At 44.5% G+C, this 25,925-nt stretch carries 23 protein-coding genes; 7 read left to right on the top strand and 16 right to left on the bottom strand.

Annotation, left to right across the window (positions count from 1 at the left end):
- Positions 1–67: 67 nt before the first annotated feature.
- From F8R13_RS06350 to F8R13_RS06340, 3 genes are all read right to left on the bottom strand, one after another.
- On the bottom strand, positions 68–889 hold the full coding sequence (locus F8R13_RS06350) for a CbbQ/NirQ/NorQ/GpvN family protein (RefSeq protein ID WP_152832764.1): 822 nt from the start codon (positions 887–889) through the stop codon (positions 68–70).
- Positions 890–1,353: 464 nt separating this feature from the next.
- On the bottom strand, positions 1,354–1,707 hold the full coding sequence (locus tag F8R13_RS06345; RefSeq protein ID WP_152832762.1) for a ribulose bisphosphate carboxylase small subunit: 354 nt from the start codon (positions 1,705–1,707) through the stop codon (positions 1,354–1,356).
- 22 nt (positions 1,708–1,729) lie between these two features.
- A complete protein-coding gene (locus F8R13_RS06340) occupies positions 1,730–3,148 on the bottom strand; it encodes a form I ribulose bisphosphate carboxylase large subunit (RefSeq protein WP_029912390.1) in 1,419 nt (472 codons plus the stop codon).
- Between the two features lie 246 nt (positions 3,149–3,394).
- Between F8R13_RS06340 and F8R13_RS06335 the strand changes: the two genes are divergently transcribed.
- Complete coding sequence (locus tag F8R13_RS06335) at positions 3,395–4,321, top strand: LysR family transcriptional regulator (protein ID WP_152832760.1); 927 nt, start codon at positions 3,395–3,397, stop codon at positions 4,319–4,321.
- A gap of 65 nt (positions 4,322–4,386) precedes the next feature.
- Here the strand turns inward: F8R13_RS06335 and F8R13_RS06330 are convergent, their stop codons facing one another.
- The 7 genes from F8R13_RS06330 to dut form a co-directional block, all read right to left on the bottom strand.
- Positions 4,387–5,445, bottom strand: coding sequence for a macro domain-containing protein (locus tag F8R13_RS06330; protein ID WP_152832758.1), 1,059 nt, complete (start codon positions 5,443–5,445; stop codon positions 4,387–4,389).
- A 9-nt stretch (positions 5,446–5,454) separates the two neighbouring features.
- Positions 5,455–6,144: a DarT ssDNA thymidine ADP-ribosyltransferase family protein gene (locus F8R13_RS06325; RefSeq protein ID WP_152832756.1), complete on the bottom strand. Its 690-nt coding sequence runs from the start codon at positions 6,142–6,144 to the stop codon at positions 5,455–5,457.
- Between the two features lie 140 nt (positions 6,145–6,284).
- Complete coding sequence (locus tag F8R13_RS06320) at positions 6,285–7,712, bottom strand: phosphomannomutase/phosphoglucomutase (protein ID WP_216642606.1); 1,428 nt, start codon at positions 7,710–7,712, stop codon at positions 6,285–6,287.
- A 12-nt stretch (positions 7,713–7,724) separates the two neighbouring features.
- The gene (lsrK, locus tag F8R13_RS06315) at positions 7,725–9,290 is read right to left on the bottom strand and encodes an autoinducer-2 kinase (RefSeq protein ID WP_152832754.1); all 1,566 of its coding nucleotides are present in this window, start codon (positions 9,288–9,290) and stop codon (positions 7,725–7,727) included.
- A gap of 37 nt (positions 9,291–9,327) precedes the next feature.
- Positions 9,328–10,530: a class II aldolase/adducin family protein gene (locus tag F8R13_RS06310; RefSeq protein WP_152832752.1), complete on the bottom strand. Its 1,203-nt coding sequence runs from the start codon at positions 10,528–10,530 to the stop codon at positions 9,328–9,330.
- Between the two features lie 33 nt (positions 10,531–10,563).
- Entirely contained in the window at positions 10,564–10,941 is a 378-nt protein-coding gene (locus tag F8R13_RS06305; protein ID WP_152832750.1) for a cupin domain-containing protein, read from the bottom strand.
- Positions 10,942–10,963: 22 nt separating this feature from the next.
- Positions 10,964–11,425, bottom strand: a complete 462-nt coding sequence (gene dut, locus F8R13_RS06300) for a dUTP diphosphatase (RefSeq protein WP_152832748.1) — start codon at positions 11,423–11,425, stop codon at positions 10,964–10,966.
- Between the two features lie 187 nt (positions 11,426–11,612).
- Here dut and F8R13_RS06295 point away from each other — a divergent pair, with 187 nt between their 5' ends.
- The 3 genes from F8R13_RS06295 (at position 11,613) to F8R13_RS06285 (ending at position 13,655) form a co-directional block, all read left to right on the top strand.
- Positions 11,613–11,822: a hypothetical protein gene (locus F8R13_RS06295; protein WP_152832746.1), complete on the top strand. Its 210-nt coding sequence runs from the start codon at positions 11,613–11,615 to the stop codon at positions 11,820–11,822.
- A gap of 15 nt (positions 11,823–11,837) precedes the next feature.
- Complete coding sequence (locus F8R13_RS06290) at positions 11,838–13,046, top strand: MFS transporter (protein WP_152832744.1); 1,209 nt, start codon at positions 11,838–11,840, stop codon at positions 13,044–13,046.
- A gap of 120 nt (positions 13,047–13,166) precedes the next feature.
- Positions 13,167–13,655: a hypothetical protein gene (locus F8R13_RS06285; RefSeq protein ID WP_152832743.1), complete on the top strand. Its 489-nt coding sequence runs from the start codon at positions 13,167–13,169 to the stop codon at positions 13,653–13,655.
- 48 nt (positions 13,656–13,703) lie between these two features.
- On the opposite strand, the gene F8R13_RS06280 is transcribed toward F8R13_RS06285, so the two are convergent.
- Positions 13,704–14,234 (bottom strand): DUF3010 family protein, encoded by a 531-nt coding sequence (locus F8R13_RS06280; protein WP_253806379.1) that lies wholly within the window; start codon positions 14,232–14,234, stop codon positions 13,704–13,706.
- 69 nt (positions 14,235–14,303) lie between these two features.
- Here F8R13_RS06280 and F8R13_RS06275 point away from each other — a divergent pair, with 69 nt between their 5' ends.
- Positions 14,304–14,978 carry a cupin domain-containing protein gene (locus F8R13_RS06275; RefSeq protein ID WP_371414913.1) on the top strand — a complete coding sequence of 225 codons (675 nt, stop codon included), beginning with the start codon at positions 14,304–14,306 and terminating at the stop codon, positions 14,976–14,978.
- A 33-nt stretch (positions 14,979–15,011) separates the two neighbouring features.
- Here the strand turns inward: F8R13_RS06275 and F8R13_RS06270 are convergent, their stop codons facing one another.
- On the bottom strand, positions 15,012–18,176 hold the full coding sequence (locus tag F8R13_RS06270) for an EAL domain-containing protein (protein WP_172967717.1): 3,165 nt from the start codon (positions 18,174–18,176) through the stop codon (positions 15,012–15,014).
- Between the two features lie 319 nt (positions 18,177–18,495).
- Between F8R13_RS06270 and F8R13_RS06265 the strand changes: the two genes are divergently transcribed.
- Positions 18,496–19,533, top strand: a complete 1,038-nt coding sequence (locus F8R13_RS06265) for an MBL fold metallo-hydrolase (protein ID WP_172967716.1) — start codon at positions 18,496–18,498, stop codon at positions 19,531–19,533.
- Between the two features lie 74 nt (positions 19,534–19,607).
- Here F8R13_RS06265 and F8R13_RS06260 read toward each other — a convergent pair whose 3' ends face one another.
- Genes F8R13_RS06260 through F8R13_RS06245 form a run of 4 tightly spaced genes read right to left on the bottom strand, consistent with a single transcriptional unit; the run spans position 19,608 to position 24,810 of the window.
- Positions 19,608–20,738 carry an ABC transporter permease gene (locus tag F8R13_RS06260; protein ID WP_216642605.1) on the bottom strand — a complete coding sequence of 377 codons (1,131 nt, stop codon included), beginning with the start codon at positions 20,736–20,738 and terminating at the stop codon, positions 19,608–19,610.
- Between the two features lie 12 nt (positions 20,739–20,750).
- A complete protein-coding gene (locus tag F8R13_RS06255; RefSeq protein ID WP_216642604.1) occupies positions 20,751–21,911 on the bottom strand; it encodes an ABC transporter permease in 1,161 nt (386 codons plus the stop codon).
- Positions 21,908–23,731 carry an ATP-binding cassette domain-containing protein gene (locus tag F8R13_RS06250; RefSeq protein ID WP_152832737.1) on the bottom strand — a complete coding sequence of 608 codons (1,824 nt, stop codon included), beginning with the start codon at positions 23,729–23,731 and terminating at the stop codon, positions 21,908–21,910. The genes F8R13_RS06255 and F8R13_RS06250 overlap by 4 nt, the downstream gene beginning before the upstream one ends.
- Before the next feature lie 14 nt (positions 23,732–23,745).
- The gene (locus tag F8R13_RS06245; protein WP_152832735.1) at positions 23,746–24,810 is read right to left on the bottom strand and encodes an efflux RND transporter periplasmic adaptor subunit; all 1,065 of its coding nucleotides are present in this window, start codon (positions 24,808–24,810) and stop codon (positions 23,746–23,748) included.
- Positions 24,811–25,352: 542 nt separating this feature from the next.
- Between F8R13_RS06245 and F8R13_RS06240 the strand changes: the two genes are divergently transcribed.
- A complete protein-coding gene (locus tag F8R13_RS06240; RefSeq protein ID WP_152832733.1) occupies positions 25,353–25,916 on the top strand; it encodes a YbhB/YbcL family Raf kinase inhibitor-like protein in 564 nt (187 codons plus the stop codon).
- The last annotated feature ends 9 nt before the right edge of the window (positions 25,917–25,925 follow it).

The raw sequence follows: 25,925 nt of genomic DNA, 5'->3' as shown, positions 1-25,925 counted from the left end.
TTTCCCAACAACGAAAGGAGAAGTTTTAGCCATTTTTATGCGTGCTCTCACTCATGTTAAGGTCTCTCTATTCTTCAAAGAAGGTTTCGACTGTTGTCATCAAGGTATCTAAAATATCCAAATCGTCTGTTAGTGGTGTAATCAACGCCATACGACAAGCTTTGTTTGGTGAAACACCTTTACCAATCAATTGCCCTGCATAAACCAATAGACGAGTAGAAATCCCTTCATCCAAACCGTGACCTTTCAGGTTACGTGAACGCTGAGCGATCTGTACCAGTTTCTCGGCAATAGACATTTCAACGCCGGCTTCCTTAGCAATGATTTCCGCTTCGATCTGCTCAGCAGGGTAGTCAAAGCTGAACCCACCAAAACGTTGTTTGGTCGATTGTTTTAAATCTTTCATCATCGACTGATAACCAGGGTTATATGAAATAACCAATTGGAAATCAGGATGGGCTTCAACCAACTCACCTTTTTTATCCAAAGGTAATACACGACGGTGGTCAGTCAAAGGGTGGATAACAACCGTGGTATCTTGACGCGCTTCAACGACCTCATCCAGATAACAGATTGCACCAATACGCGCAGCAACCGTCAAAGGACCATCTTGCCATTTGGTGCCGTTGATATCGATCAGGAAGCGACCGACCAAATCTGATGCAGTCATGTCTTCGTTACAGGCAACGGTAATCAATGGCTTGTTCAGTTTGTGCGCCATGTATTCAACAAAACGTGATTTACCGCATCCTGTCGGACCTTTTAGCATCATCGGCATGCGTGAAGCGTAAGCCGACTCGAACAGTTCTACTTCATCCGAAACTGGACGATAGAAAGGCTCGTTTTTAATGATGTATTGTTGTGGGTCAAGAGCATTGATTTCAGACATGTTGTTTCTCCATGTTAGAGTGAAAACGAATTTGGTTTGATGATTTGGATGTCTAATTTCGCCAATCAGCAAAACAAATTGGTTTAAAGAAAAAACCAGCCAGTTTCGGGGGCTGGCTGGCGTCTAGTTCAAGCGGGAGGTAAGTACCACCAAAACCAAACCTGGTTAATGACTGCCTAACTTATTGGGCAGCCATCAGAATTCAAATAGCAGCTTCCAATCGCTTTTTGTTCATGGAAGCTGACGTGATTTCCAAATTAAAAGGGATAAGAAATCACGATTTTTTACTACGCAAAAATGTGCTTATTAGGCTTGTCATTGACAAACCCCAAGACAACAATTCTTCGCTTAGATTGCCTGATAAGTGCTCAAGTTCAAGGCGGGAAATGTAAGCCTACGACTAGTAGGTGTCCATTTCCCAACGCAGAAATTGTGTGCTTAGCAGGAAAATATCAGCGAATGAATTACATGTCGCCGCGTTTAACTAGCATATTCGCGCCTTGTGACTGTGCAAAGTTATCATAACCAATCAAACGAACGTGGTTGTTTGGGTTAGCTTTGATACAAGCGTCAACTTCAGCCAATACTACGTTAGCGTCAGTTTCACCAAACATTGGCAACTTCCACATATACCAGTAGTAAGAGAACGCGTTCTCTGGCTCTGAGTGTTCAATAGCAGGGTTCCAACCCTTGCTGATGATGTACTCAACTTGCGCTTTGATTTGATCAGCTGTCATTTTTGGAAGGTAAGAGAAAGTCTCAGCCTTACGTGACGTTGGATCAGATAATCTTGAAGGATAATCTTGTACTTGACTCATAATAGTTCTCCTAATTTCTCAATTACTTGTGGCTAACATCAAGTTTGTCAACAGTATCGAATTCGAACTTGATTTCTTTCCAAGTTTCCATAGCGATCTTCAATTCTGGGCTATGCTTAGCAGCATTTGTCAGAATCTCTTTACCGTTCTTCTCGATTTCTTGACCTTCGTTACGTGCTTGTACACAAGCCTCAAGTGCTACACGGTTAGCCGCTGCACCCGCTGCGTTACCCCATGGGTGACCTAGCGTACCACCACCGAACTGAAGAACTGAGTCATCACCGAAGATAGCGACAAGTGCTGGCATGTGCCATACGTGGATACCACCAGAAGCAACTGGGATAACACCAGGCATTGCACCGAAGTCTTGGTCGAACATGATTCCACGTGAACGGTCTTCAGCGATGAAGCTGTCACGCATGATGTCGATCCAACCTAGGGTCGCTTCACGGTCACCTTCTAGCTTACCAACAACCGTACCTGAGTGAAGGTGGTCACCACCAGACAAACGAAGTACTTTTGACAATACGCGGAAGTGAATCCCGTGCATTGGGTTACGGTCGATTACACCGTGCATTGCGCGGTGAATGTGCAACAACAGACCGTTTTTACGGCAGTAGTTAGCCAAACCAGTGTTTGCAGTCAAACCACCTGTCAAGAAGTCATGCATAACAATCGGAGAACCGATTTCTTTTGCAAACTCAGCACGCTCGTACATTTCTTCTGGCGTACCAGCAGTAACGTTCAAGTAGTGACCTTTACGCTCACCAGTTTCAGCTTGTGCTTTCTCGATAGCGTCTTGACAGAATAGGAAACGATCTCTCCAACGCATGAATGGTTGTGACGTTACGTTTTCATCATCTTTAGTAAAGTCAAGACCACCACGAAGACACTCATAAACCGCACGTCCGTAGTTCTTAGCAGATAGACCTAGTTTAGGCTTGATAGTACAACCCAACATTGGACGACCATACTTGTCCATTTTGTCACGTTCTACTTGGATACCATGTGGAGGTCCACCACAAGTCATAACATATGCTAGTGGGAAACGGATATCTTCAAGACGGATAGAACGAAGCGCTTTAAATCCGAAAACGTTACCAACCAAAGAGGTCATAACACTTACGATTGAACCTTCTTCGAACAAGTCGATTGGGTAAGCGATAAATGCATAGAATGCAGAGTCGTCACCTGGAACGTCTTCAATTCTGTATGCACGTCCTTTGTAATAATCCAAATCTGTTAAAAGGTCAGTCCATACTGTAGTCCAAGTCCCTGTTGAAGATTCTGCCGCAACAGCCGCTGCGATTTCTTCACGTGGTACACCTGGTTGTGGAACAACTTTAAAACACGCTAAAAAGTCTGAGTCTTTTGGCTCATACTCTGGCATCCAATAAGTTTCGCGGTATTCTTTTACACCTGCGTTATAAGTCTTTGCCATTTTTCACCTCTTTGTTTTCAATGAAATTGGTTACGTTTAGCTGAAAAACCCCTTGGTGTGATTTTCGAAAACATTCCCGAAAAATTTCCCAGCGATTCCAGTTGAAGCAAAGTTTAACGAAAAACGCATACATGGCTATGCATGCGTTCTTATGCGATCCATTTACATTTGTTTATGATAAAATTGAAAAACCCCGCTTTTAAGGGAAATCTAATAATAAAAGCACCTCCAAAATAGAGCATAAAAATGCAAAATTTACATTTGACGGCACAACAAATTCGTATTTTTGAATCTGTCGCCCGCAATAAAAGCTATACAAAAGCGGCCGAAGAACTCTATCTTTCTCAACCGGCCGTTTCGATTCAAATCAAAAGAATCGAAGAAAACAATGACGTCAAACTCATAGAAGTCGTCGGCAAACGTTTATACCTGACACGTGCCGGCGAACAAATGTACAAAAGCTGCCAAAAAATCCTTGATGAGCTGAAAGACCTGAATATCAGCATCAAGTCTGCGCAGCAAAAAGTCGAAGGCGAACTGACGATGGCGGTGGTCACACCGGCTAAATACTTCATGCCCTATATTTTGAAGTCTTTCCTGAACCGTTATCCAAACGTTATCCCGCGCATTACGGTGGTCAACCGCCGTCGAATCTTGGACGAACTCAAACAAAACCAATACGACTTGGCGATTATGGGACGTGTACCTGAAGAATATAAAATGGAAGCCTTTCCGTTCTTCAAAAGTGACTTGGTGGTGATTGCACCGCCGAAACATCCGCTTGCCAAAGTAAAAAACATTTCGCAAGACCAGATAGCCAATGAAAACTTTATCCTCAGGGAAAAAGGTTCCGGCATTCGTATCGCAACGGAAGAACTGTTTGCCCAAAACGGCGTGCAAATAGAGCCCTACATGGAGCTAGGAAGTACCGAATCCATTAAACAAGCCGTTATGGCAGGGTTAGGTATTTCCGTTATCCCCCAGCATGCGATTCGCATTGAATCAAAACATGGACATTTGGAAATATTAGATGTGGAAGGCTTCCCGTTGAACAGGGACTGGTATGTGGTAAAACTTGAACAAAAAACACCACCGCCGCCAGCTCAAGCATTCTTGGAGTTTTTACATTCTGTCGATATCAACAAGCTATTGGCTCGTTCCGACACTCGCTAATGCGGGTTTTCTGGCAAAAAACTGCCAGACAGGGATGAAGTCAAAGGTAGAAGATCAACATGTTTCTATATACAACCTAATTTATGTAGTCGTTGAGTCGCTATTTCTATATTTGAAAAACTAAATCTTTCTAATTTTTTTGGTGACCATTTCTCAATGCATTCATAAATAGAATTAACATCATCACTCTGTATTTTTTTAGCACATAAATGAACTGTTGAAATAAGCTCCATGCCAAGAGGACTTTCAAAACCTGCTATTAAATTTTCAATTTTTTCTATGAGCTCAACAGATGTTTTATATTCTTCACTAGAGTCTAAAAACTCACCCGCTTCTGCAAAACTATGTGCAGAAATTTCAATACTACGAGTTTTACCTTGCTCTCTCTGTTCATCAAAGCCTTTGAGATATTTTTTTAAATTCAAAGTCATAAAGTGCATTTTAAGTTCTTCAGAATAAGGACCAAAGTCAGATTCAGAAAAGCTGACTTTATAATCCACTCCAAACTCTTGAAGAAAATAAACAATTTTTTGCATAGACAGGTGAGTTATTCTGCCACCAAAACTCTCCTGAAGCTGACCAAATAGTCGAACTAAAATTGCTCTAGGAACTGTCCAAATATTATCTTGACCTAGATATTCAGGCTCGAAATAGTCTTTAGGTTCATAGACATGAATTATCACATTATCTAGAGAAGCAAGCTTCTCACTCACGATCTCTTTAACATTTGACCAATCTAACCCACCATTACCACAACCAATTGCAGGCATACTGATTGACTTGATGTTCTTTTCTTTTATTACGAAAATTAAATCATCAAGACCTTTCTCAACGTATTCAACTCTAGATTTTGCACGCCAATGATCTTTTGTTGGAAAATTTATAATGAACTTAGGCTTACCCTTAGAAAACAAATCCTCCGTCTTGTATTCATAGACAAACATTTTTCCCGGCACAACGCTGTTTAATGAACATTGCTTCTTATATTCCACATAATTTTCAGGGAATAGATTTTTATACTGCAATGCAATCCCTTTACCCATCACACCAACACAATTGACCGTATTTACAATTGCTTCATCGTGAGACTCAAAGAGATCACCTTTTTTAAATATTAAAGTCATAACTCAACCTTAATAATAACAATCTGATTTAACATAAACTGGTTGTCCAAATCCTTTGTCGGAGAGCTTTTGACGAACTGAAAAGGCGATTTCATCATTTTTAACCACAAAAAAATCAATATGATTTACATCGAGTTTATCTGCAATTAGAAACTCTGCTCCTCTAACTGCTCTTCTGTTTTGATACGGAATAGAGTCCCTATCATGAAAATATGCACACGCTCCTCCATACCCCTCTTCTGGTATGGATGCCTTAATTGGATATTCATTAAATAACTGCCAATTTATATCCGCTTGCTGGATATCATCGCAAATTTCATATGCGAAGTTATTACATGCCGAAGTGCTAACTTTGCACTCATAACCAATACGATATACCGTTTCTAAATTTAGAACACAAAATACTATGTCATCAACATTCACACGCCCCAAGTTATCTTGATTTGGCGATATCAATGACAAATTACCTTGGCTTATGGTATAAGCCATCGGAGTCAAAGGAGAGAAATAAAACGGAACATAATCATGTAATGCACGACCATTCGGTAAAGTCATAGTTCCGCGTCGTTGATTAATGCCATCATAACTAACGCTATATTGAGGTTGATTTCGATAGTTTGGAGCATACAAGAAACCATCGTTTAGAAAAATATCAATATTTAGTATATGAGTCATTCTGAAAATATGACTAGGATTCATTTACTCTGCCATTAGCTATTATTAAATTTTAGATACCTCGAACATTAAACTTTAGTCTAACCAATTCTTATATTTTTACCAAGCAAAAATTCTGACCGCCATTGCTTTGTGATTTAGAACCGTATAGTTAAAAAACAAAGCTAAAACGGTAGTTCTAAATCCGGTTTTATCTTGAGCAAACGCTGTTTAACGCGTGTTTGAATGTCGGTTAATTCGGCTTGAGTGTTAGCTTCAAAACGCATACTCAGGGTTGATGTGGTATTAGAAGATCGTACCAATCCCCAGCCCTTTTCAAACTCCATTCTAATGCCATCTAAGGTAATGATGCTTTTCAGGTCATCATCTGGCATTTCATCAAAATTTTGCCTTAAGCCATCCACGAGCAACACAGCTTGCCCCTCAGCAACAGGCACATGAATCTCCGGCGTATTATGTGCTTTGGGAACATTACCAAACAGTTCTGCAGACGTTTTTGTTTGACTGGCCACCAACTCCAACAATCTTGCCGCCGTGTAAATTGCATCGTCAAAGCCATACCATCTGTCCTGAAAAAACAGATGCCCTGACATTTCTCCACCCAATAGCGCGCCTGTTTCTTTCATTTTGGCCTTCATCAGCGAGTGCCCTGTTTTCCACATGGTCGCCTTACCACCGTAACGTGTTACTTCCTGCGACACCAGCGCTGAACACTTCACATCGAAAATGACTTCCCCTCGTGGATGAACAGCCAAAATATCCTTGGCAAACAGAATCAATTGGCGATCAGGCTCCAACACATTGCCCAAATTATCCAAAACACCACAACGGTCTCCATCACCATCAAATGCCAGTCCGACATCCGCCTTGGAGGCCAACACAGCTTCTCTTAGCGCTACAAGATTGTCCAGTTTTGCGGGGTCTGGATGATGATTAGGAAATCGCCCATCCACTTCACAGAACAGTTCAATGACCTCACAACCGATTGATCTCAGTACTTCTGGTGCATAACGTCCAGCAACGCCATTTCCAGCATCCACCACCACTTTTAAGGGACGCTTAACCTGAATTTCTTCTGAGATACGATGACAATAACTGGAAAAAACAGAAAGGTTTTGGATAGAAGGCTGCCCCCAACCTGGCAGATTTTGGGCGGTTTTGAAAGCATCATCAAAGGCGGCAGAGCTAATGCGATGATACAGCGCTTGAATTTGATCGCCATACATTGCTTGCCCCTGTAGCACCAATTTGATGCCGTTGTCTTCTGGTGGATTATGAGAGCCTGTAATGACCGCACAAGAGTTAACGCCGTCTAAAGTTTCCGCTGCAAAATAAACCATTGGCGAAGTCACTTCACCAACGTCGATAACAGAAACATTTTGGCTCGCAACACCTCGCATAAAGGCACTCTGCAACCGCAAGCTGGACAACCTGCCATCACGACCGACCACCAAACGATCTTCACCACAAGCCCTTAGTACTGCGGCAAAGGCAATGCCTATCGCTTCAGTGACCCGTTCATCGAGCGTGACATCAACTTTGCCACGAATATCGTAGGCTTTGAAAATAGCGGGGTTATACTGCAATGTCAAACGTGGTAAACCTCACAAACCCGGTGCTTTCCACATGGAATCTGTCAAGCCGGCCTTCACTAATTCCAATTGGGCTTGATAAACTTTTTGCCACCGTTCGGCAATATCAGCATAACGTTGAGTATGACCAAGATTGGGTTCCAACGTTTTTTCCCACCTCACGATTTCACGGGATGCTTGCACCATGGAGTCATAAATGCCGACACCAGTGCCTGCAGCCATAGCTGCTCCCAGTGCAGTTGCTTCTTTAACTTCAGGTATATGAATCGTCTTGCCAGTCACATCCGCTAAAATTTGCGCCCAAAGCAGTCCCTTGCTTGCACCACCGGCAAACACCAGTTGCTCACTGGAAATACCAGAAAAAGCTTCAATATTTTTCAAATTAATTGCCGAAACAATACAAGCGTTTTCCTGCAAGGCTCTAAACATTGACGCTTTATTACACTTTTCTGCATCTAGGCTTAAATTAATAAACGAAGGACTAGCATGCATCCAATGACCGTAATTCATCGCATCCGAAAAAACAGGCAATATCCCATTTGAACCAACCGGGACTTTTTGCGCCTTTTGTTCAAGCAGAGTATAAGCATCGACGCCCTGTTCTTGCGCCTGCATGACTTCCAAATCGCAAAAAGCGTCTCGAAACCAACGCATCACCAAGCCACTGAAAAACGTAATCCCTTCTGCTTGAGACACTCCCGGAATGACATGCGGATTCACACGAATCGACAAATCCTTCGGCACTGGCGTATCCGCTGGGATATTAACAATCTGTTGCCAGAAAGTTCCCCCTAATACTGCGGACTCTCCCAACTCGACAACACCTAATCCAGCTGAGCCCAATTGAACATCGCCACCTCCCATGATCACAGGCGTACCCGCCAATAGTCCCGTTTTCTTAGCAGCCAGCTCCGACACTTCACCCACTCGAGTGCCGGTTTCAAAGGTATCCGGAAAAATTGAGGATGGAATATCCAAGGCTTCTACCAACTGAGGCAACCAACTGCGGTCTTTGAGTGAAAAAATGCCCGCTGTTCCAGCATTAGACGGTTCACTCACAATCTTGCCTGAAAGCTCTGTCAAAACCCAATCGCTAATCATGTTGATATGTCGAACTTGTGCAAAAGTTTCCGGATGATGCTTTTTTAGCCACAACAGTCTTGGCAAGGCACCTAAAGCAAACGTTTGCCCTGACGCTTGATAGAAGGCTTCTTCCATCCCAGGAAACTGTTGGTGCAATTCTTTGACTTCTTCCGAGGCTCTTGCATCAACATTAGCCACCGCCCAAATTGGCTGATTTGATTCGTTATAAAGTACGATTCCTTCCCGCATAGAGGTTGAGGAAACAGCTTGAATCTGGCTAGGCGAGACTCCGGCTTGCTGAATCGCTTTTTTGATACAACGACAAATTAATTCCCAATTGTTGTGACAATCAAATGACATGGAATTCGGCACATTAGGTTCTGCGATATGCACCCACTCTTCTTGACCAACACCTAACTGATGTCCAGCAGCATCAAAAATAACCGCCCTGCCCGAACCAGTTCCCGCATCTATCGCCAATAACACTGCATCCATTTACTTACCCCATGTGCCGCTTTGCAAACTTGTCAGCTTACTTAGATTTTTTAAGCTTAGCCTGTTCTAACTCCCAATACTCCATCTCAAACAATTCAGCATCGGAAAGTGGTTGATAGCCACCTAAATCCTGTGCACGCAAAATAGCTTCAAAGGTATGGTCATTTATGTCTTGGATAATCTCAACTTCTTTTTCTGACTTTCCGAATGCAACTGATCCTACGCCTTTGATTACTGCATAATGAGGTGCGGGATTAAGGCATATCTCATGAGTCTGATGTTGATTAAAGTAAGCCTTATAGGAAGCTATATAAGCTTGCACTTCGTCTTCAATAGACTCTATATCGCCCGACAGAATAACAGGCTTTTGCTTGGTTCTAATAATATGGTCTGGCGTCAAAACACTCACTTGCTTTAAAACACTATCTGACTGTTGAGCGAATATTTGCGAAACCATAGATTCGCTCACCAGACCAATCACATCTTCCGGAGCATCTGGTGATTTGATCTGAGCAACACAGCCAACTAATTCTTCTAGATAATCTTCTGAAATTTCATGTGCACCTTGCAATGCCGGCAAATGCGTTTTACTTTGCAAATAGTCTTCTGCTTTGCCTGCCAGTTCAATCATCCTGTCATAGGCTTCTTTACCGGAATCCGAGAAGGTAAACAAACCATGATTCATCAAGACCATGCCTTTGATATTTGACCAGTCAACGTTTTTAGTCTGCTCATAAACCGCTTTAGCCAAAATAAACCCTGGCATCACATAAGGTACAAATAAAACCGTATCACCATACAACTCTTTTAAAATCGCTTCGCCGTTTGGTGTGTTGCTAATAGTCACCAACGCGTCTGCATGGGTATGGTCAACAAACTTGAACGGAATCACTGCGTGCAAAATCGCTTCTACCGAAGGGTTTGGGGCGGAAGCATCGATCATTGCCTCACGCTGTTGCGCCACCATGTCCATATCCGACATGCTGTCAAGTTCCGCCATTTTCAATAGTGCGCCTAGTTTTACCGGGGCGAAACCTGCTGGCTCAATTGTTTCCAAATCCCAGCCTGAGCCTTTAACATAAAGGATGTCCTCGCCATTCACTTGGGATTTAACCGAGGTATTGCCTCCGCCATGCATCACCAAATTCATATCTTTACCCAATAGACGAGAGGTATAGACTCTCATATCCAAATCACTGCGAATTTCCGCAGCTTCCGCTTCATTCCAATAATTTTGCATCAATACACCTAATTTTTTGTTGCCGTCAGCGACTCAAGCGTCTTCTTTAATAAACGGTTGACCGGGCTCCCAATCAATATAAACCGAGTCTTTTTCTTCCAAATGTGGCGCCTTGATAAACACCGCTTTAAAAGGCGTGTCCGTCTCATTGCGGAAGTAATGCGCTTCATTCGGGTCGCAACGTAAATAGGTGCCCGGCTTGATGACGACACGCTCACCATCAACATAAACCGCACACTCGCCTTCCAGACCTAAAAACGATTCTTCCTGCTTAACATGCTTGTGACAAGGATGGTGCTCACCCGGTGTAATCACTACGACACCCAAGTCTACATTAGGTCCTGTGGTTAAATATTTTGGACCATGGGTTTCAAAACGATATTCGTGTTCATCTTCATGCGTCATGTACATAAATCTTCTCCTTCAATCTTTTTTAATGTGTTCCGGTATGACCAAACCCGCCTACGCCACGCTCGGTTGCTTCACCAAACTCTTGAACTTCGGTAAATACTGGCTGTAGAACGGGGACGATTACCATTTGCGCGATGCGCTCGCCAACTTCTACAGTGTAGGGTGTGTCGCTACGATTCCAACAGGATACTTTTAGCTCACCTTGGTAATCTGAATCAATCAATCCTACCAAGTTCCCTAAAACAATACCATGTTTATGCCCCAAACCGGAACGCGGCAAAATCATTGCTGCCAAACCCGCATCATCAAGGTGAATTGCCATGCCCGTCGGGATTAAAACGGTTTGTCCCGGTTCGATAGTCAGCGGTGCATCAATACAAGCGCGCAAATCCAATCCAGCCGAACCTTTGGTGCCGTAGTGCGGCATCTCAATCTCATTTCCCAAACGTTTATCCAAGATTTTGTATTCGACTTGAATGGTCATATGACTTCCTTTCTCTGTTTAAATTTTGCCCGCTATTTTGGCACAAAACCCAAAAAAGGGCGACCTATCTAAGTTTCAGCCTAAACTTATAAAGTGTTTTAATTAGACCTTCCGCGGCAAACGACTAGAATGAACGGATCATTTATTACTATCACCTATTAATATCATCTAGTGCAAGGAGCTTAAAATGTCAGGGATGTTTTCAGGTTTTTTCGGACTGATCTTTTTTGTTTTCCTGCTGGTCGCAGGCATTTTATGGTTTTTAATGCCTTTTGCTGTTTTCGGCACCAAAAGCAAGTTAGAGGAATTGATTCAAGCGCAGGCGCAAACAAACCAGCTTTTGAGCAACATGCACAATGAAATTGCTGAGTTGCGCAAATCACTCAGCAAAGAATAGTGTTTTAATCGAATCATGTTAGCACCTAGAAACATCTGGGCACTGGGTTGGGTCAGTTTCTTTACCGACTTGGCAACCGCCATTACCAAACCGCTTATCCCGATTTATGTGGTTTTGGTTCTCAACCAAGGCGTGGACAAACTAGGCTACATACTTGCCATCACCACCTTTGTTTCCTATTTATTCCGCTGGTTCGGCGGTTGGCTCAGCGACAAACTTCAAGTCACCAAACCCTTACTTATCGTTGGCTACGGTCTATCGATGATTATGAAGCCCTTGATGGCATTTGCAGGCAGTTGGCAGAGCATTGCTTTCTATAGCGCAACAGAACGGCTGGGCAAAGCCATTCGCAGCGCCCCCAAAGATGTCTTGATTTCCGCATCAGCACAATCCAGCCACCAAGGGCGAGCGTTCGGCGTTCACAAAACACTGGATATTGCCGGTGAAACGCTGGGCGGTGTTGTCGTTTTTGTGTTGCTCATCCTGCTTGGTCAATCAGCCGAACCTATTCAAATGATTTTCATGTCAACACTCTTGCCAGGGGCTATCGCCGTGCTCATCCTCATTGTCTTTGTGCAGGACAAGGTGAAATCAGAATACATGAAACCTCGCCCTACTGCTTTGAACGATGACATACCGCAGAAGCAATTTGACCAAGGGTTGTGGGGTTGGTTTTTCATCTACTTTTTTGCGGTATTTTTCATGCTCAATGATGCCTTTATGTTGCTTCAAGGCCATGACAAAGGTGTGGCGACTTTCTGGCTACCTTTGCTGATGGTGACATCAGGGCTCACCCAAACACTTATCAGTTATGCGGTCGGTAAAAAACTGGATACGAGCGGGGCACGCATCCTAATGCTCATCAGTTTATTATCTGGCATTGTCTCAACCGCCCTGCTGTTTTCTGAACACCCAACCGGCATCTTCATTGCCTTCGTGTTTCAAGGTATCTTTATGGTGACAGGGCTTAATGCTCTGCGTACCCGCATTGGCCAAACGAAACATGCCAAGGGCAAAGCTTATGGTGTTTTTTACTTGGGAACCGCCATTGCCACTGCTTTGGGCAATCTTATTATCGGACAGCTATGGGAACATCTTGGCAATCATCAAGCCTTAATGTTTTCCTTAACAGGGCTGGTGATCCTGTTGGTTGTTTCTGTACTAAAGCCAAAGCTACTGGTTGAAAACGGCGCTGATTCAAAACCCATTCACCCGGCAACGTAAAAATAAATAGCCGCCAAGCATCATTTCATTCATACAGAGTATCGATTGGTGATTTAAAAACTAATGCCGTAGAATCATGTTCAATAGTAGAAAGTAAGGATTTTCCACAAAGAAGTGATTATGAAAAAAGTACTCAATACCTTAATTACATCAAGTTATATGTTCTCCGCCCTATCATTATTTGCCATTGCGGTGATGATAATGGGTTGGTCGGTGTCTGAAGTGTTTGAACAACTTTTTAATGCCAGCCTACAAAAATCCGAGTTCGTCGCGATTATGTTGCAGGCGGTGGGAGCCATTGTTATCGCCATTGCCATCATCGATGTTTCTAAATATATGGTTGAAGAAGAGATTTTTCGCGATAAAGAATTACGCTCACCGAAAGAAGCACGCGAGACTATGACCAAAGTCATAGTCATCATTTCTATTGCCGTTGGCATTGAAGGGCTGGTTTATATCTTTAAAGCCGGCAGTGAGAACATTACGTTGTTGCCCTATCCTGCCGTGTTGTTGGTGGTTTCGGTCATCTTGATCGTTGGACTGGGGGTTTTCCAAAAACTCAGTTTATCTACCGAAGAGTCGGTCAGAGACCCCAGACCAAAAGACTAGCTAAGAGTCTCCTTACCCCCAACCTGGTAGATTTTTAACCCGCCTGCATCACCATTCATGTTGCCCGGCATAGTAGGCAAATGCCGCCATGAATGCAGGTTCTTGAAATTTTTTCAAGCCAGTTTCCGCAAAGGTAATCGGCAAAGGGTACTTTTTCAGGTTCTCTTTTTGCTCTGTTGCCGATAGCAAAGTCACGCTCACGTTCGGCATCAACTGTAACGCAGCCTCTAGCTTGAAGCCATCCGCTCCGCCTGCAAACTTACCTTTTTTCAAGCGCATACGAATGACAACCGTATCAATTTGATAGTCTTCAATCAATTTAGCGAATGTTTTTTGAAAGTACCTCAAGTCATCAGCCCTGTCCGGGTTTTGACAAGTCACGCGACGCACTCGACAATCAGGCAAATGAAAAATGTCTGCCTCCACTTTCAGCAAGCTGATAATCGCATCATTCCCACTGAGTTCTACCCCACAAATCACCATGACCTTCTCCCGACTTGCTTTAAATAATATGGTGATTATCTCAATAACCCTGCCGATTCGGGAAGATTCTTTGGCATGAAATTGCTGTTTTAACATTTACTCACTGTTTTTCTGACTTGCTAACGTAGAATAAAAGGCAAAAACGCACTTTATAGGTTTATTGAAATGAATGAAATGTATCGCCTTAATATGGATTTTGACAAACAGGTCTATAGACTGGGAGATCAGTTGGATTGGGTCACCAGTCCATCGGATGGTGTTTCCCGTGTTCATCTAGAGAGAGAAGATGCTGAGTCTGGACACACCACCAGCTTTGTTCGCTTTGCACCTGGTGCCTCTTTTCCACCTCACACGCATCCACTTGGCGAAGAAATCTATGTGATGGAGGGGGTATTTTCCGACGAAAATGGTGACTACCCTGCGGGGACTTATCTGCGAAACCCTCCGGGTTCTCAACACAAGCCTTTTACCCAAGAAGGCTGCACGCTTTTCGTAAAACTGGATCAGTTTCAAGCTGGTGATACCCAGCAAGTCGTGATTCGCCCTGAAGACCAGCAATGGCAACCGGGCATCGGCAATCTGCAAGTTCTGCCTTTACATCAATTTAAAACAGAATCCACGGCATTGGTATTTTGGCCTGCTGGAGAGATTTTTCAACCCCACACGCATTGGGGCGGCGAAGAGATTGTCGTGCTTTCGGGAACGTTTATAGATGAAACAGGTCATTACCCTGCTGGTAGCTGGATAAGAAACCCTGACCAAAGTCGCCACCACCCGTATGTTGAAGAAGACACGCTTATTTTAGTGAAGGTTGGACACCTTATTCACTTAACAGATTAACCGAGTGCCTTAGTTACCAACTCAGGGCTTATCCTAAGGCGAGGGGGCTTTTACCACCTCAGAAATATGCTGAATCGCACTGCGAGAAACGACTTTAATCCAGTTGGGGAAATCATCTGACTTGATGGCGCGCGCAATCACATACCCTTGAACTTTCGGACACCCCATTTCATATAACTTCTTGCAATGCTCAATGGTTTCAACGCCTTCTGCAATCACATCTCGACCAAACGCCTGCGCCAGTTTCAGGATGCCATTGACTATTGCCATATCATCGCTGTCTTCCAGCATATCCCGCACAAAGCTTTGATCTATCTTAATCATGCTTGCCGGTAAATGTCTTAGGTAGGTCAGCGACGAGTATCCCGTGCCAAAATCATCCAACGCAAACTCAAGTCCAAATTTATGACAGAAACGCATCAAGTCACGGACATGGTGAACATCTTCCAACGCGGTGGTTTCCAACACCTCAAATGACAAGGCACTGCTATTGACCTCAGGATAGCGACTAAAACAATGCTGAATGCGCTCTTTAAAATCTTTTTGCAACAATGACCGGGCGCTAATATTGATACTGACCGGAATATTCAGGCCTTGCCGATGCCATGAATCCCACTGTTCAATGGCTGTTTTCATCACCCATTCATCCAAATCAACACTTAAAGGATGGTCATGGATAACGGGCAAAAACTCGTCCGGGTACAACAAACCACGCACAGGATGCTCCCAACGAATCAAGGCTTCCGCACCACACACTTGCGCCGTTTCCAAATCCGCCTTAGGCTGGTAATACAGTACAAATTGATTCTCAAGAATGGCATTACGGATTTCCGAAAGCAGTGCCGTTTGAGATTTCACGATGGCATCTTGGTCAACATCAAAGAAGCGGAAACGATTTTTACCTTCCTGCTTGGCTTGATACATCGCCTGGTCAGCATGACGAATCAACAAGTCCGCGTCTGAAAGGTCGTTCGGGTAGAGTGCCACCCCGATGCTGGCAGAAACTTTAACAAGGTGCTCACCAATTAAAATCGGCTCGGAGATCGACATTAACATACGCTCAAGAATAGGCTCACAGGACTGTGGCGATTCCAAATCCACCAACACTGCCACAAATTCATCCCCCCCCAAACGCGCAAGTGTATCTTCAGCACGTAATGAAGCTTGCATCCGCTCGGAGATTTTCACCAATAACTGATCACCGACATCATGCCCATATAAGTCATTGACCTCTTTAAACCCGTCTAAATCGACAAACAACACGGACAGAGAATTATGATTGCGATCCGCATGAATAATTGCTTGTTGCAAACGGTCTGCCAACAAAACACGGTTAGGCAACTGCGTCAAAATATCATAGTGAGCAATATGCTCCAGACGCTTCTGATTTTCTTTAAGGGCAGTGACATCGGTAAATATCCCCATGTAGTTCTGCACTTGCCCTTTATCGTCACAAATGGCACTGATGGTAATGACCTCTGCATAAACCTCACCGCCTTTATGACGGTTCCACATCTCTCCCGTCCAGAAACCTTTTTCCGAGATTTCTTTCCACATATCTTTGTAGAAATCCGCGCTTTGCAAATTCGATTTCATCATGCGAGGATTTTTACCCAACACTTCTTCACGCTGATAGCCGGTGATATCGGTAAAGCCTTTGTTCACATCAATAATATTGCCTTCAATATCGGTAATGGTAATCCCTTCACGCGCGTGGTTGAAGACGTTACTAATCAACCTCAAGTGTTGCTGGGCGTTAAATCGTTCCGTAATGTCACGAGCCAAAACAACAAAGTTACATTCTTGATTTTCATTCAACTTACAGGAAACCGACAGTTCAAAGTAACGCTTTCCACTTGGCGTAAACATTTCATACTGCTTTCCAATAGAGCGTCCTTTTTTTCTGGCCTCCCCAAAGGCGGCATCACAAGCCTCAATAACATTCGGCGGCAATACATCCTGGTAGCGTTTCCCCAAAAAATCCGATGGTGGCATATAAAGCTTGTTGCTGATGGCAGTATGGTAATTGATAATCTGCCCTTCATTATTTACCTCAAACAACATATCTGGGATGGCATCAAGTGTCGCCCGCAACTGATTTTGCGCTTCCAACAATGCTTGTTGCGAGTTTTTGAGCCTACTGATGTCCCTGGAAATGCCCAAATACCCAATAATGGTTTGATTGTCGTCCTCATAGATAGGAGTGACGACCAAGCTCACGGGAATCCGCTTGCCATCTTTGCGGACAAACGTCCATTCACCTTGAGCCCCACCATCTTGTTCAGCGTGCATCGTGAAGATCTGCATCTCTGATTGAATTGCGCCAAACTCTTTTTCGATTTGTTTTCTTTTTCGTTCCACTTCTTCTTCCAAGTGAAAAATATGCGGTGTCTGTTTACCTATCATCTCTTCGGCGCTATATCCTAGGAGCTTCTCGGCACCGGTATTAAAAGAAGTGATATAACCTTTGCTATCGGTTGCAATAATCGACACCTCTGTCGCCGCATTCATGATGCGCCCTAGCGTTCCGGCAACAGTGTTCAATTCTTTCTGTAGTTGCTGACGGCGACGAATGTCATACAGCAGATAACCAATCACCAACATTTGAAGAACAACTGCCGCTAACAAATAATGAACCTGACGCTGTTTTTCAGCCGCTATCTGGAGCTTTTGGTTATCGACCATCTTTTCCAATAACGTCTGGTATGCCCAAAGGTTTTTATTTTTGGTACGCACACTCGAAATGTCGTTGATCATGGATAGTAAGTAGTCCTTGCCGTTGATCTTATAGGGCTGGGAATGGACTTCAACCGTGCGCACTTCACCGTTTTTAAGCTTATGGCGGAAAATAAAATAGTTACGCCCCAGGCTTTCAGCCAATTGCCTTTCGACGGCAACTTGCTCTTTAGAAAGCTGATTGATTTGCTGAATGTGCATCTTCAGCAATTCCGGTTTGGTATAACCGTAAAACGCTATTGCTGCGGGATTGGCATCTATGATTTGACCTGATTGAGGATCAATGACCAGCATCACAACATTTTGCTGTTTAAAAACATCGCCGAAATCCGGCAAGGCTGCAGTATTAGCGGAAGATGAAAGTGGAAACCAACAAAGAAAACAAAGAAATAAAGATGCCATCCAACGTAATTTTTGGAGATGTTGCCGACCTAAACTGAAATACATGCGACTCCAGATCATTCTGACCTCCATTCCATCCTGATCCCCATTGATTTTTATAAGCACCACCTTGTTATTAAGTAGTAGGACTTAAAGCTTTACTTCGATTCTAACAAAAGAAATTGTGAGTGGAAATGCAAATCTCTTACTTCATCATTTACTCATATTCGGCGCAAAGTGGCACCCATTGAAAAGTTAATGAAAAAGTTAGTGATAAATTGATGTTCCCTAGGATTGACGATAATATGTTGAAAAGACTCTGCAATACAGATGCCAAAGGTTTAAACCCGTCATGCCCCGAAGACATTTTCTAAAGCAGATCGCCCTCTGGCTTTCGTCATTGAGCGCGCTGCTATCTTTCAAAAATGCCAGCGCTACTACGCCGGAGACTAACGCCAGCAACGCCACGACACTGCAAAATGCCGCCTTGAAAACCCTTAAATCAGGCTACTCAGGCAATCCAATAAAAGACGGGTTATTTATCAACCCCTATACCGCAAATGACCCTTCGGCCAATCATGGCTTTGGCGACATTCTAAAATGGCGACTTTCGGACAAACCTTACAAAGCTCAGAAAGAGCGAGAGAAGTCTCTACCCGGTCTTAAAGTCGTTCACTCAAACACCTTGCCGACAACGGATCAGGATTATATTCTCTGGCTGGGGCATGCCAGCTTTTTGATACAAATAGACGGCAAACGATTATTGACCGACCCTTGCCTCACCGCCCCCCCAATGTTTACGCGCCATACCGAGTTGCCAGTACCCATTGATACCATCCAACCTGATTATTTATTGATCAGTCATGGACACTACGATCACTTGGATAGCGACACGTTAAAACACTGCAATCACGCCAAAGCCTTGATTCCACTGAAAATGACGCCCCTCGTGCAGGAAATGAACCCAACGATTGAGTGCCAAGAAGCCGGTTGGTATCAGCAATACACACTTGCCGAAGGGGTTAAAGTTATTTACCTGCCCGCCAATCACTGGTATCGCCGCACGCCTTTTGATAAAAATGAAATTCTTTGGGGTAGCTTTCTGATTAAGACGCCAAGCCAAACGCTTTATTTTGCTGGCGATACCGGCTATGCCGAGCATTTCAAGGAAATCAAAGAGCTTTTCGGCAAAGTCGATATTGCTTTCCTACCGATAGGTGCTTATGAACCGAGATGGTTTATGAAAGCCAGCCATATGAACCCTCAAGAAGCGTTGCAAGCTTACAGAGAACTGGATGCCGGTATTCTGGTACCCATGCACTATGGTACTTTTGATTTAACGGACGAGCCTTTGAGCTTACCGCCCAAGGTTTTGAAAGAAAACACCACAACCGAAACGGTAAGATATCTTACCATCGGTGAAACTTGGTTCCTCTAGAAACCTATCCCCCCAACCTGGTAGATTTTCACGCATAAAATCTGCCAGGTTGGGGTAAGAGAAAACCGAGATGCTCACGCCGTTCTGTGACGGAACAGCCATCCCGCCATAGAAAGCGTGACCATTGCAATAATCGCCATCGGCCAGATTTGCGACCAAACCACATCCATGCCGACATCCTGTAAGAAAATCCCACGAACGATAACCAGAAAGTAGCGCATGGGATCAAGATAGGTCAGCCACTGAATCACTTCCGGCATATTCTCAATCGGCGTTGCAAAGCCAGAGAGAATCACCGCCGGCACCATGAACATAAACGCTCCCAATAATGCCTGTTGCTGCGTGGTCGACAGCGACGAAATCATCAGCCCAACGCCAATTGCAGAAATAATGAAGAACATCATCGACAGTTGCAGCAACCAGTAGTCTCCGCGGAAGGGCACATCGAACCAGAAAATGGCAATCAGAATAATGACATTACTTTCCAACAGGGCGACCATCATGCCGGGTAACGACTTCCCTATCAGGATTTCGATTGGCAAACACGGCGTGACCAGCAGTTGGTCAAAGGTACCTTCCTCCCTTTCCCTTGCTACTGACAAGGCGGTAATGAGCAAAGAAACAATCAAGACAATCAACGCCACAATCCCAGGTACGAAAAACCAGTTGTTCTCTAGGTTTTCGTTAAACCAATTCCGAGGCACCAGCGTGATGGGCGGTTGCTTTAAGTTGTGCTGTTCAGCCCATAATTGATTGAATGTCTGTACCACGCCAGCCACGTCATTTTGCGCCAACAGCGCGGTGTTGGAATTACGCCCATCGACAATCACTTGCAAATCGGTCGTACCATCCTTGAGAAGCCTGCTGGAAAAATCCATCGGAAAACTCACCACCACCAACGCTTTTTTTTCATTGATGAGTTGGTTGACCTTTTGTTGGTTGTGCAAATGCGCTACGACCTCAAAGCTGTCCGAGCCTTCCAATCGACCGATAATCTCTTGCGAAATAATCCCTCTATCCTGATTCAATATGGCAATCGGCGCTTGCTTCAACTCAAATGTGGCGGCGTACCCGAAAATCAACAACTGTATCAATGGCGGCCCAATCACTACAAAGCGGGTACGCTTATCGCGGAACAATACACGTAATTCTTTCACCATCAGTGCAAAGATGCGTGACAAGGAAATCCAACTTGACCAATTCAACAGCCTGCCTCCCTAATCCAAACGCTTATGGGACTTTTTCAGCACCACCAAGGTCAAAATGATGCCCATCATCAGTAATGCCAACAGGTTCGGCAAGATAATCCAGAAAATATCCCCAGCTAAAAACTCACTCTGCAACAGCATCACAAAATAATGCGCCGGCACGATATGCGAAATCATCTGAATCACTAAAGGCGTACTGTGCAAGTCGAAAATAAAGCCAGAGAGCAGAAACGCCGGCAGAAAGGTCACCAAAATCGCAATTTGCCCGGCAACAAATTGGGTGCGCCCCACCGTTGAAATCAGGATTCCCATCGACAAGGCCACCCAAAGGAAAAGCGCGGAACTCAACAATAGAATCCACAAAGACCCTCTCAGCGGCACATGAAACAAATAAAGCGCCATCAGCAAGCTCAACAACATACCGCCCATACCCAGCACAAAATAAGGGAATACCTTACTGAACAATATTTCATAAATACTGACCGGCGTCACCAACAAGGCCTCCATCGTCCCGCGTTCCCATTCGCGAGCCACCACCAGCGCGGTGAGCAGTGCGCCAATCAATGTCATGACAATGGCAATCAATCCAGGTACCAGGAAATAACTACTGTTAACTTCACTGTTGAACCAAATGCGGGTCAACTGCTGTACCGGCTGGGTGAGAGTCAAACCATGCTTGTTGGCGTAATCAGAAAGCCAAACCTGCCATGCCGCCTGAACATAGCCATTAATCAAATTGGCGGTATTGGAGTTGACACCGTTCACCAATAGCTGCACCGGTGCGGTTGGCCGCGAATAGAAATCTTGAGTAAAGTTCGACTTCAAAATCACCACTGCTTGAATGGTTCCCTGATGCATGGCTTCTTTTGCCGAAGGCACATCCTCATAACGAGATGCATCAAAATATTCCGAGCGATAAAAGTGACTGGCGAAGTCCGCGGACGCCACCGAAGGCGACTGTTGCACAACGCCCATTTTGATATGTTTTGCATCCAAGGAAACGCCATAACCAAACAGCAGTAACAAAACAACCGGCATCACAAACGCGATGCTGATGCTGCTTGGGTCACGAAGGATTTGACGAAACTCTTTAATCACCAACCCTCTGACACGCATCAACATATGCAATTTGCGCCCCTGAGGCTCAGTTTGCATGGCATTGTCGGTCATGAAGCCTCCTCCTCGTCGTCACTGGTGTCCTCTTTATCAGGCGCTTTCCTGCTTTTTCCACTTTGCACAATGCGTACAAAGGCTTCTTCCATATCCGAAACGCCTTCTTGCTCCTTAATTTCGCCCGGAGTGCCTAAGGACAAAATGCTACCACTCGCCATAATCGCCATGCGGTCACAGTACTCTGCTTCTTCCATAAAGTGTGTCGTGACCATAATGGTGACGCCTTGGTCGGCCAGTGCATTGATCTTGTCCCAAAAATCACGCCGCCCCAGTGGATCAACCCCGGAAGTCGGTTCATCCAAAAACAAGATATCCGGTTCATGCATCAGCGCACACGCCATCGCCAAGCGCTGTTTGAAACCCAGCGGTAAATCATGGCTGTTTTGCGACAGAATCTCTTGCAAGTCGAATGTTTCCACCGCCCAATTAATGCGTTCTTGTCTTTGCTTACCTTTAAGGCCGTACACCTGACTGTAAAATGCCAAATTCTGTTCAACGGTCATCACTCCGTACAATGAAAACTTCTGCGACATATATCCCAGCTTGGCTCGCGCTTGCGCACGGGCATGGCGAAGATTCAAGCCAACCACTTCAAGATGGCCGCTGGTCGCAGGTAACAACCCGCACAACATTCTGAATGTAGTGGTTTTGCCTGCGCCATTCGCCCCCAGCAAGCCGAAAATTTCACCACGCTCCACGCTAAAACTCAGGTGGTCGACCGCAACAAAGTCTCCGAACTTACAGACCAACTCTTTGACTTGAATAGCTGGCCCTTGGGTAGTCTGCTCTGCCGTTTCTTGCGAAGATGAAAGCTGGGTCGAGGAAAATGCTGACTGATTGCTGTCGCCTCCAGCAACTTCTCCCTCTTGCACGGCTAAACGATCCACAAACGCGTCTTCAAATCGTGGCGCAACTGGTTCGATTTGATAGCCGGTCATGCCACTACTTTTTTCCAGTGCTTTAGACAACACATCCGTCGAGTCGATGCTGTCTTGAGTAAGTACTCTAAGTGCGTCGCCAAAAATTAGCGCGTCTTTCACCATTGACAGAGTGTCGAGCTGTTTTTTCAAATCGCGTTTTGACAACTGAGGGTGAGACACCAAAAAGGTTCTTTGAAGCATCGCCTCAGAAAACTTCTTCGGCGGCCCTTCGGCCAACAACTTCCCTTCATGCAACAGCTTGATGTCATCACAGCGTTCCGCTTCATCGAGATAGGCGGTACTCAACAAAACACTCATGCCTTCTTTTTCTACCAGTTGATAGACAATTTGCCACAACTCTCTTCTGGACACCGGATCAACCCCCACGGTTGGTTCATCCAGCAACAATAATTGCGGGGCTTTGACCAGTGTACAGGCCAGACCAAGCTTTTGCTTCATCCCACCCGACAAGTTCCCCGCCAAACGATCATAGAAGGCATTCATGCCCATCATACTGAGCAGGAATTCAAAACGTTCCGCACGTGTATGCTCTGGCACGCCTTGTAAATCGGCATAAAGGGAAAGGTTTTCTCGAACGGTTAAATCCTGATACAGTCCAAACTGTTGTGGCATGTAGCCGATCATCGACTGAACGGCTAAAGACTGGGTGGCAACATCTAACCCCAGAACTCTGATCTCACCTTCTTCATACTGGAGAAGTCCGGCAATCAAGCGCATAAGCGTTGTTTTCCCAGCGCCATCGGCTCCAATCAACCCGGTCACCCGACCGGGTTTTAATTCAAAGCTGACGTCAGAAAGCGCCTCAATTTTTCGATTAGGCAGCACAAAACATTTATTGAGAGACTGAACTGCTAAGGGCGTGGTGGAATTTGACATGACAGTCGCCCAGACTACTTCGATCCGAAATCATTCATCTCGTCAGATTGCTCTATCGCACCGGCAGAGCAAGTGGGTTCCTTAAGTGGCTTGTCATGTGGATCGATAGTGACTGTAGCAGGCATTCCCAAACGTAGCTCGCCCGACGTGTCACAGGTATAGATTCTGACCTGATAGACCAATTGCGTTCTCAGGTCTTCTGTTTGCACCGTTTTGGGCGTGAACTCGGCAACAGGCGAGAGGTAGCCTACCCAGCCATGATAAACCTTGTTCGGATAACTGTCGGTGGTGATGGTGGCTGGCAACCCAATTTTGACTTTACCCAACTGGTTCTCGGAAACATAGGCTCGAATCCATTTCGGGTTTTGTAGCGCCAAGGTCATGACGGTTTGCTGAGGCTGAGCAATGTCGCCAGGTTCTAAAATTCGGTCTCGAATGATGCCATCTACGGGGGAAATCAGATTTGAATCTGTCAGATTCTTTTGTGCCAGGGTGACTTGTGCTTCTGCTTGGGCAATCTGTGCTCTAACTTGGGCAATGTCTTCTTTTCGGGCGCCAAGTTTAGCAACTATCCAGGCGTTTTCTGCAGCGATTTCATTGTGGCGAGTGGCATCGGCTTTTGATGAGGCGATATCCACATCATCTTGAGAAGCCAACTTTTTCGGCAACAAGGTTTTCAAGCGTCGATAGCTTTTTGCTGCTTGCTCAGCTTCTGCTTTAGCTGCCAGATAACGATTTTTGGCTTGAGCGATGTCCTCTGGACGGTTTCCTGCAAGCATCTTGTCTAATTGCGCATCAAGACTATTCACTTTCTCTTGCGCCAAATCCAACTGCGCTTGATAGCGCGTTTTATCAACACAGGCAAGTTTCTGCCCGGCTTTGACCGAAGCCCCCTCTTGAACATCGATTTTCTCGATTTGCCCCGTTACTTGAAATGCCAGGTTCACTTGGCGGATATCGACATTACCATAAAGTTTGATATGTCCATTTTGGTCAGCGGAATTTGACTTGGATGCAAACCAATAAATGCCACCGGCTATTATTAACAACACGACCAGAATAAGAATGCGTTTTTTCATATCAAAACTCTTGCTTGTTTGGATTAATCGACTAGGCTCTACTATACCTCTGCATTATAGGGAATCAAGTGAAATTTACTTTACCGACACGAGTTCATTTCTATACTTTCCGCGACATCATTCTTTTGTTAAACTAAAAACACTTAAACGAGAACACTGCCTTTCAAAAGGGAGTACAAAGCCAACACACCAAGTCATTAGTTTTATTTATTAGCTATAAATAAAACTTTTTCATTGATTTTTTTCTTGCAACCATTATCATGTGTATAAAGTTTAGTTATGTATAGATAATTAAACTTTATTGACATTTAAACTTAAGTCCTTTTAGTCAAATGTCATTAATCTTTCAACATTGAAACAATAGAATGCTCCTCAACGTTTCAGGAAGATTACTCTCCTCAGATTGAAGCCTTATTGCCCTCAATAAGGCTTTTTTTATGCCTTTTGTCGAACCACAAAATTGATTTACCGCCAACATCCTCTAAGCGTATGATAGTCAGACAGCTTTATCTCATCTCATGCTTTATCATCTGGAGGTAGTCATGAAATCACCTTTACTCAAATCACTTGTTGCTACGCCGCTCATTGCTTTTTTCGGCAACGTTTATGCTGCAGGCATGACGCTAACCAGCGCGGAAGTGAAGCCTGCCGAGAGCATCAGTACCAAACAAGTCTTTAATGGCTTTGGTTGTACAGGAAAAAACGTTTCACCCAGTTTGAAGTGGTCTGGCGAACCGAAAGGAACGGAAAGTTTTGCCTTGATGGTTTATGACCCGGACGCACCAACAGGCAGCGGATGGTGGCATTGGGTTGTGTTCAACATCCCAAAATCTGTGCACCAACTCCCGTTAAATGCGGGAAACCCTGCCATGCATCTTATGCCGAAAGGGGTCATTCAAAGCCGAACAGATTTTGGTTCAACCGGATATGGCGGCCCCTGCCCGCCAAAAGGCGACAAACCGCATCGCTATCAATTCACAATCTATGCTTTGAAAGTAAAAAGTCTGCCTTTAAAGGCTGACACCACTGCGGCAACGGTCGGGTACTATGTGCATCAAAATATGTTGGCGAAAGCCACATTACAAGGGATGTATCAAAGACATTAATAAAACCGC

It is taken from the genome of Hydrogenovibrio sp. JE_KL2 (assembly GCF_009296185.1).
In the GTDB taxonomy this organism is placed as follows: domain Bacteria; phylum Pseudomonadota; class Gammaproteobacteria; order Thiomicrospirales; family Thiomicrospiraceae; genus Hydrogenovibrio.
Note: the sequence above shows the minus strand (reverse complement) of the source record. Positions and strands in the feature narration are given on the sequence as shown.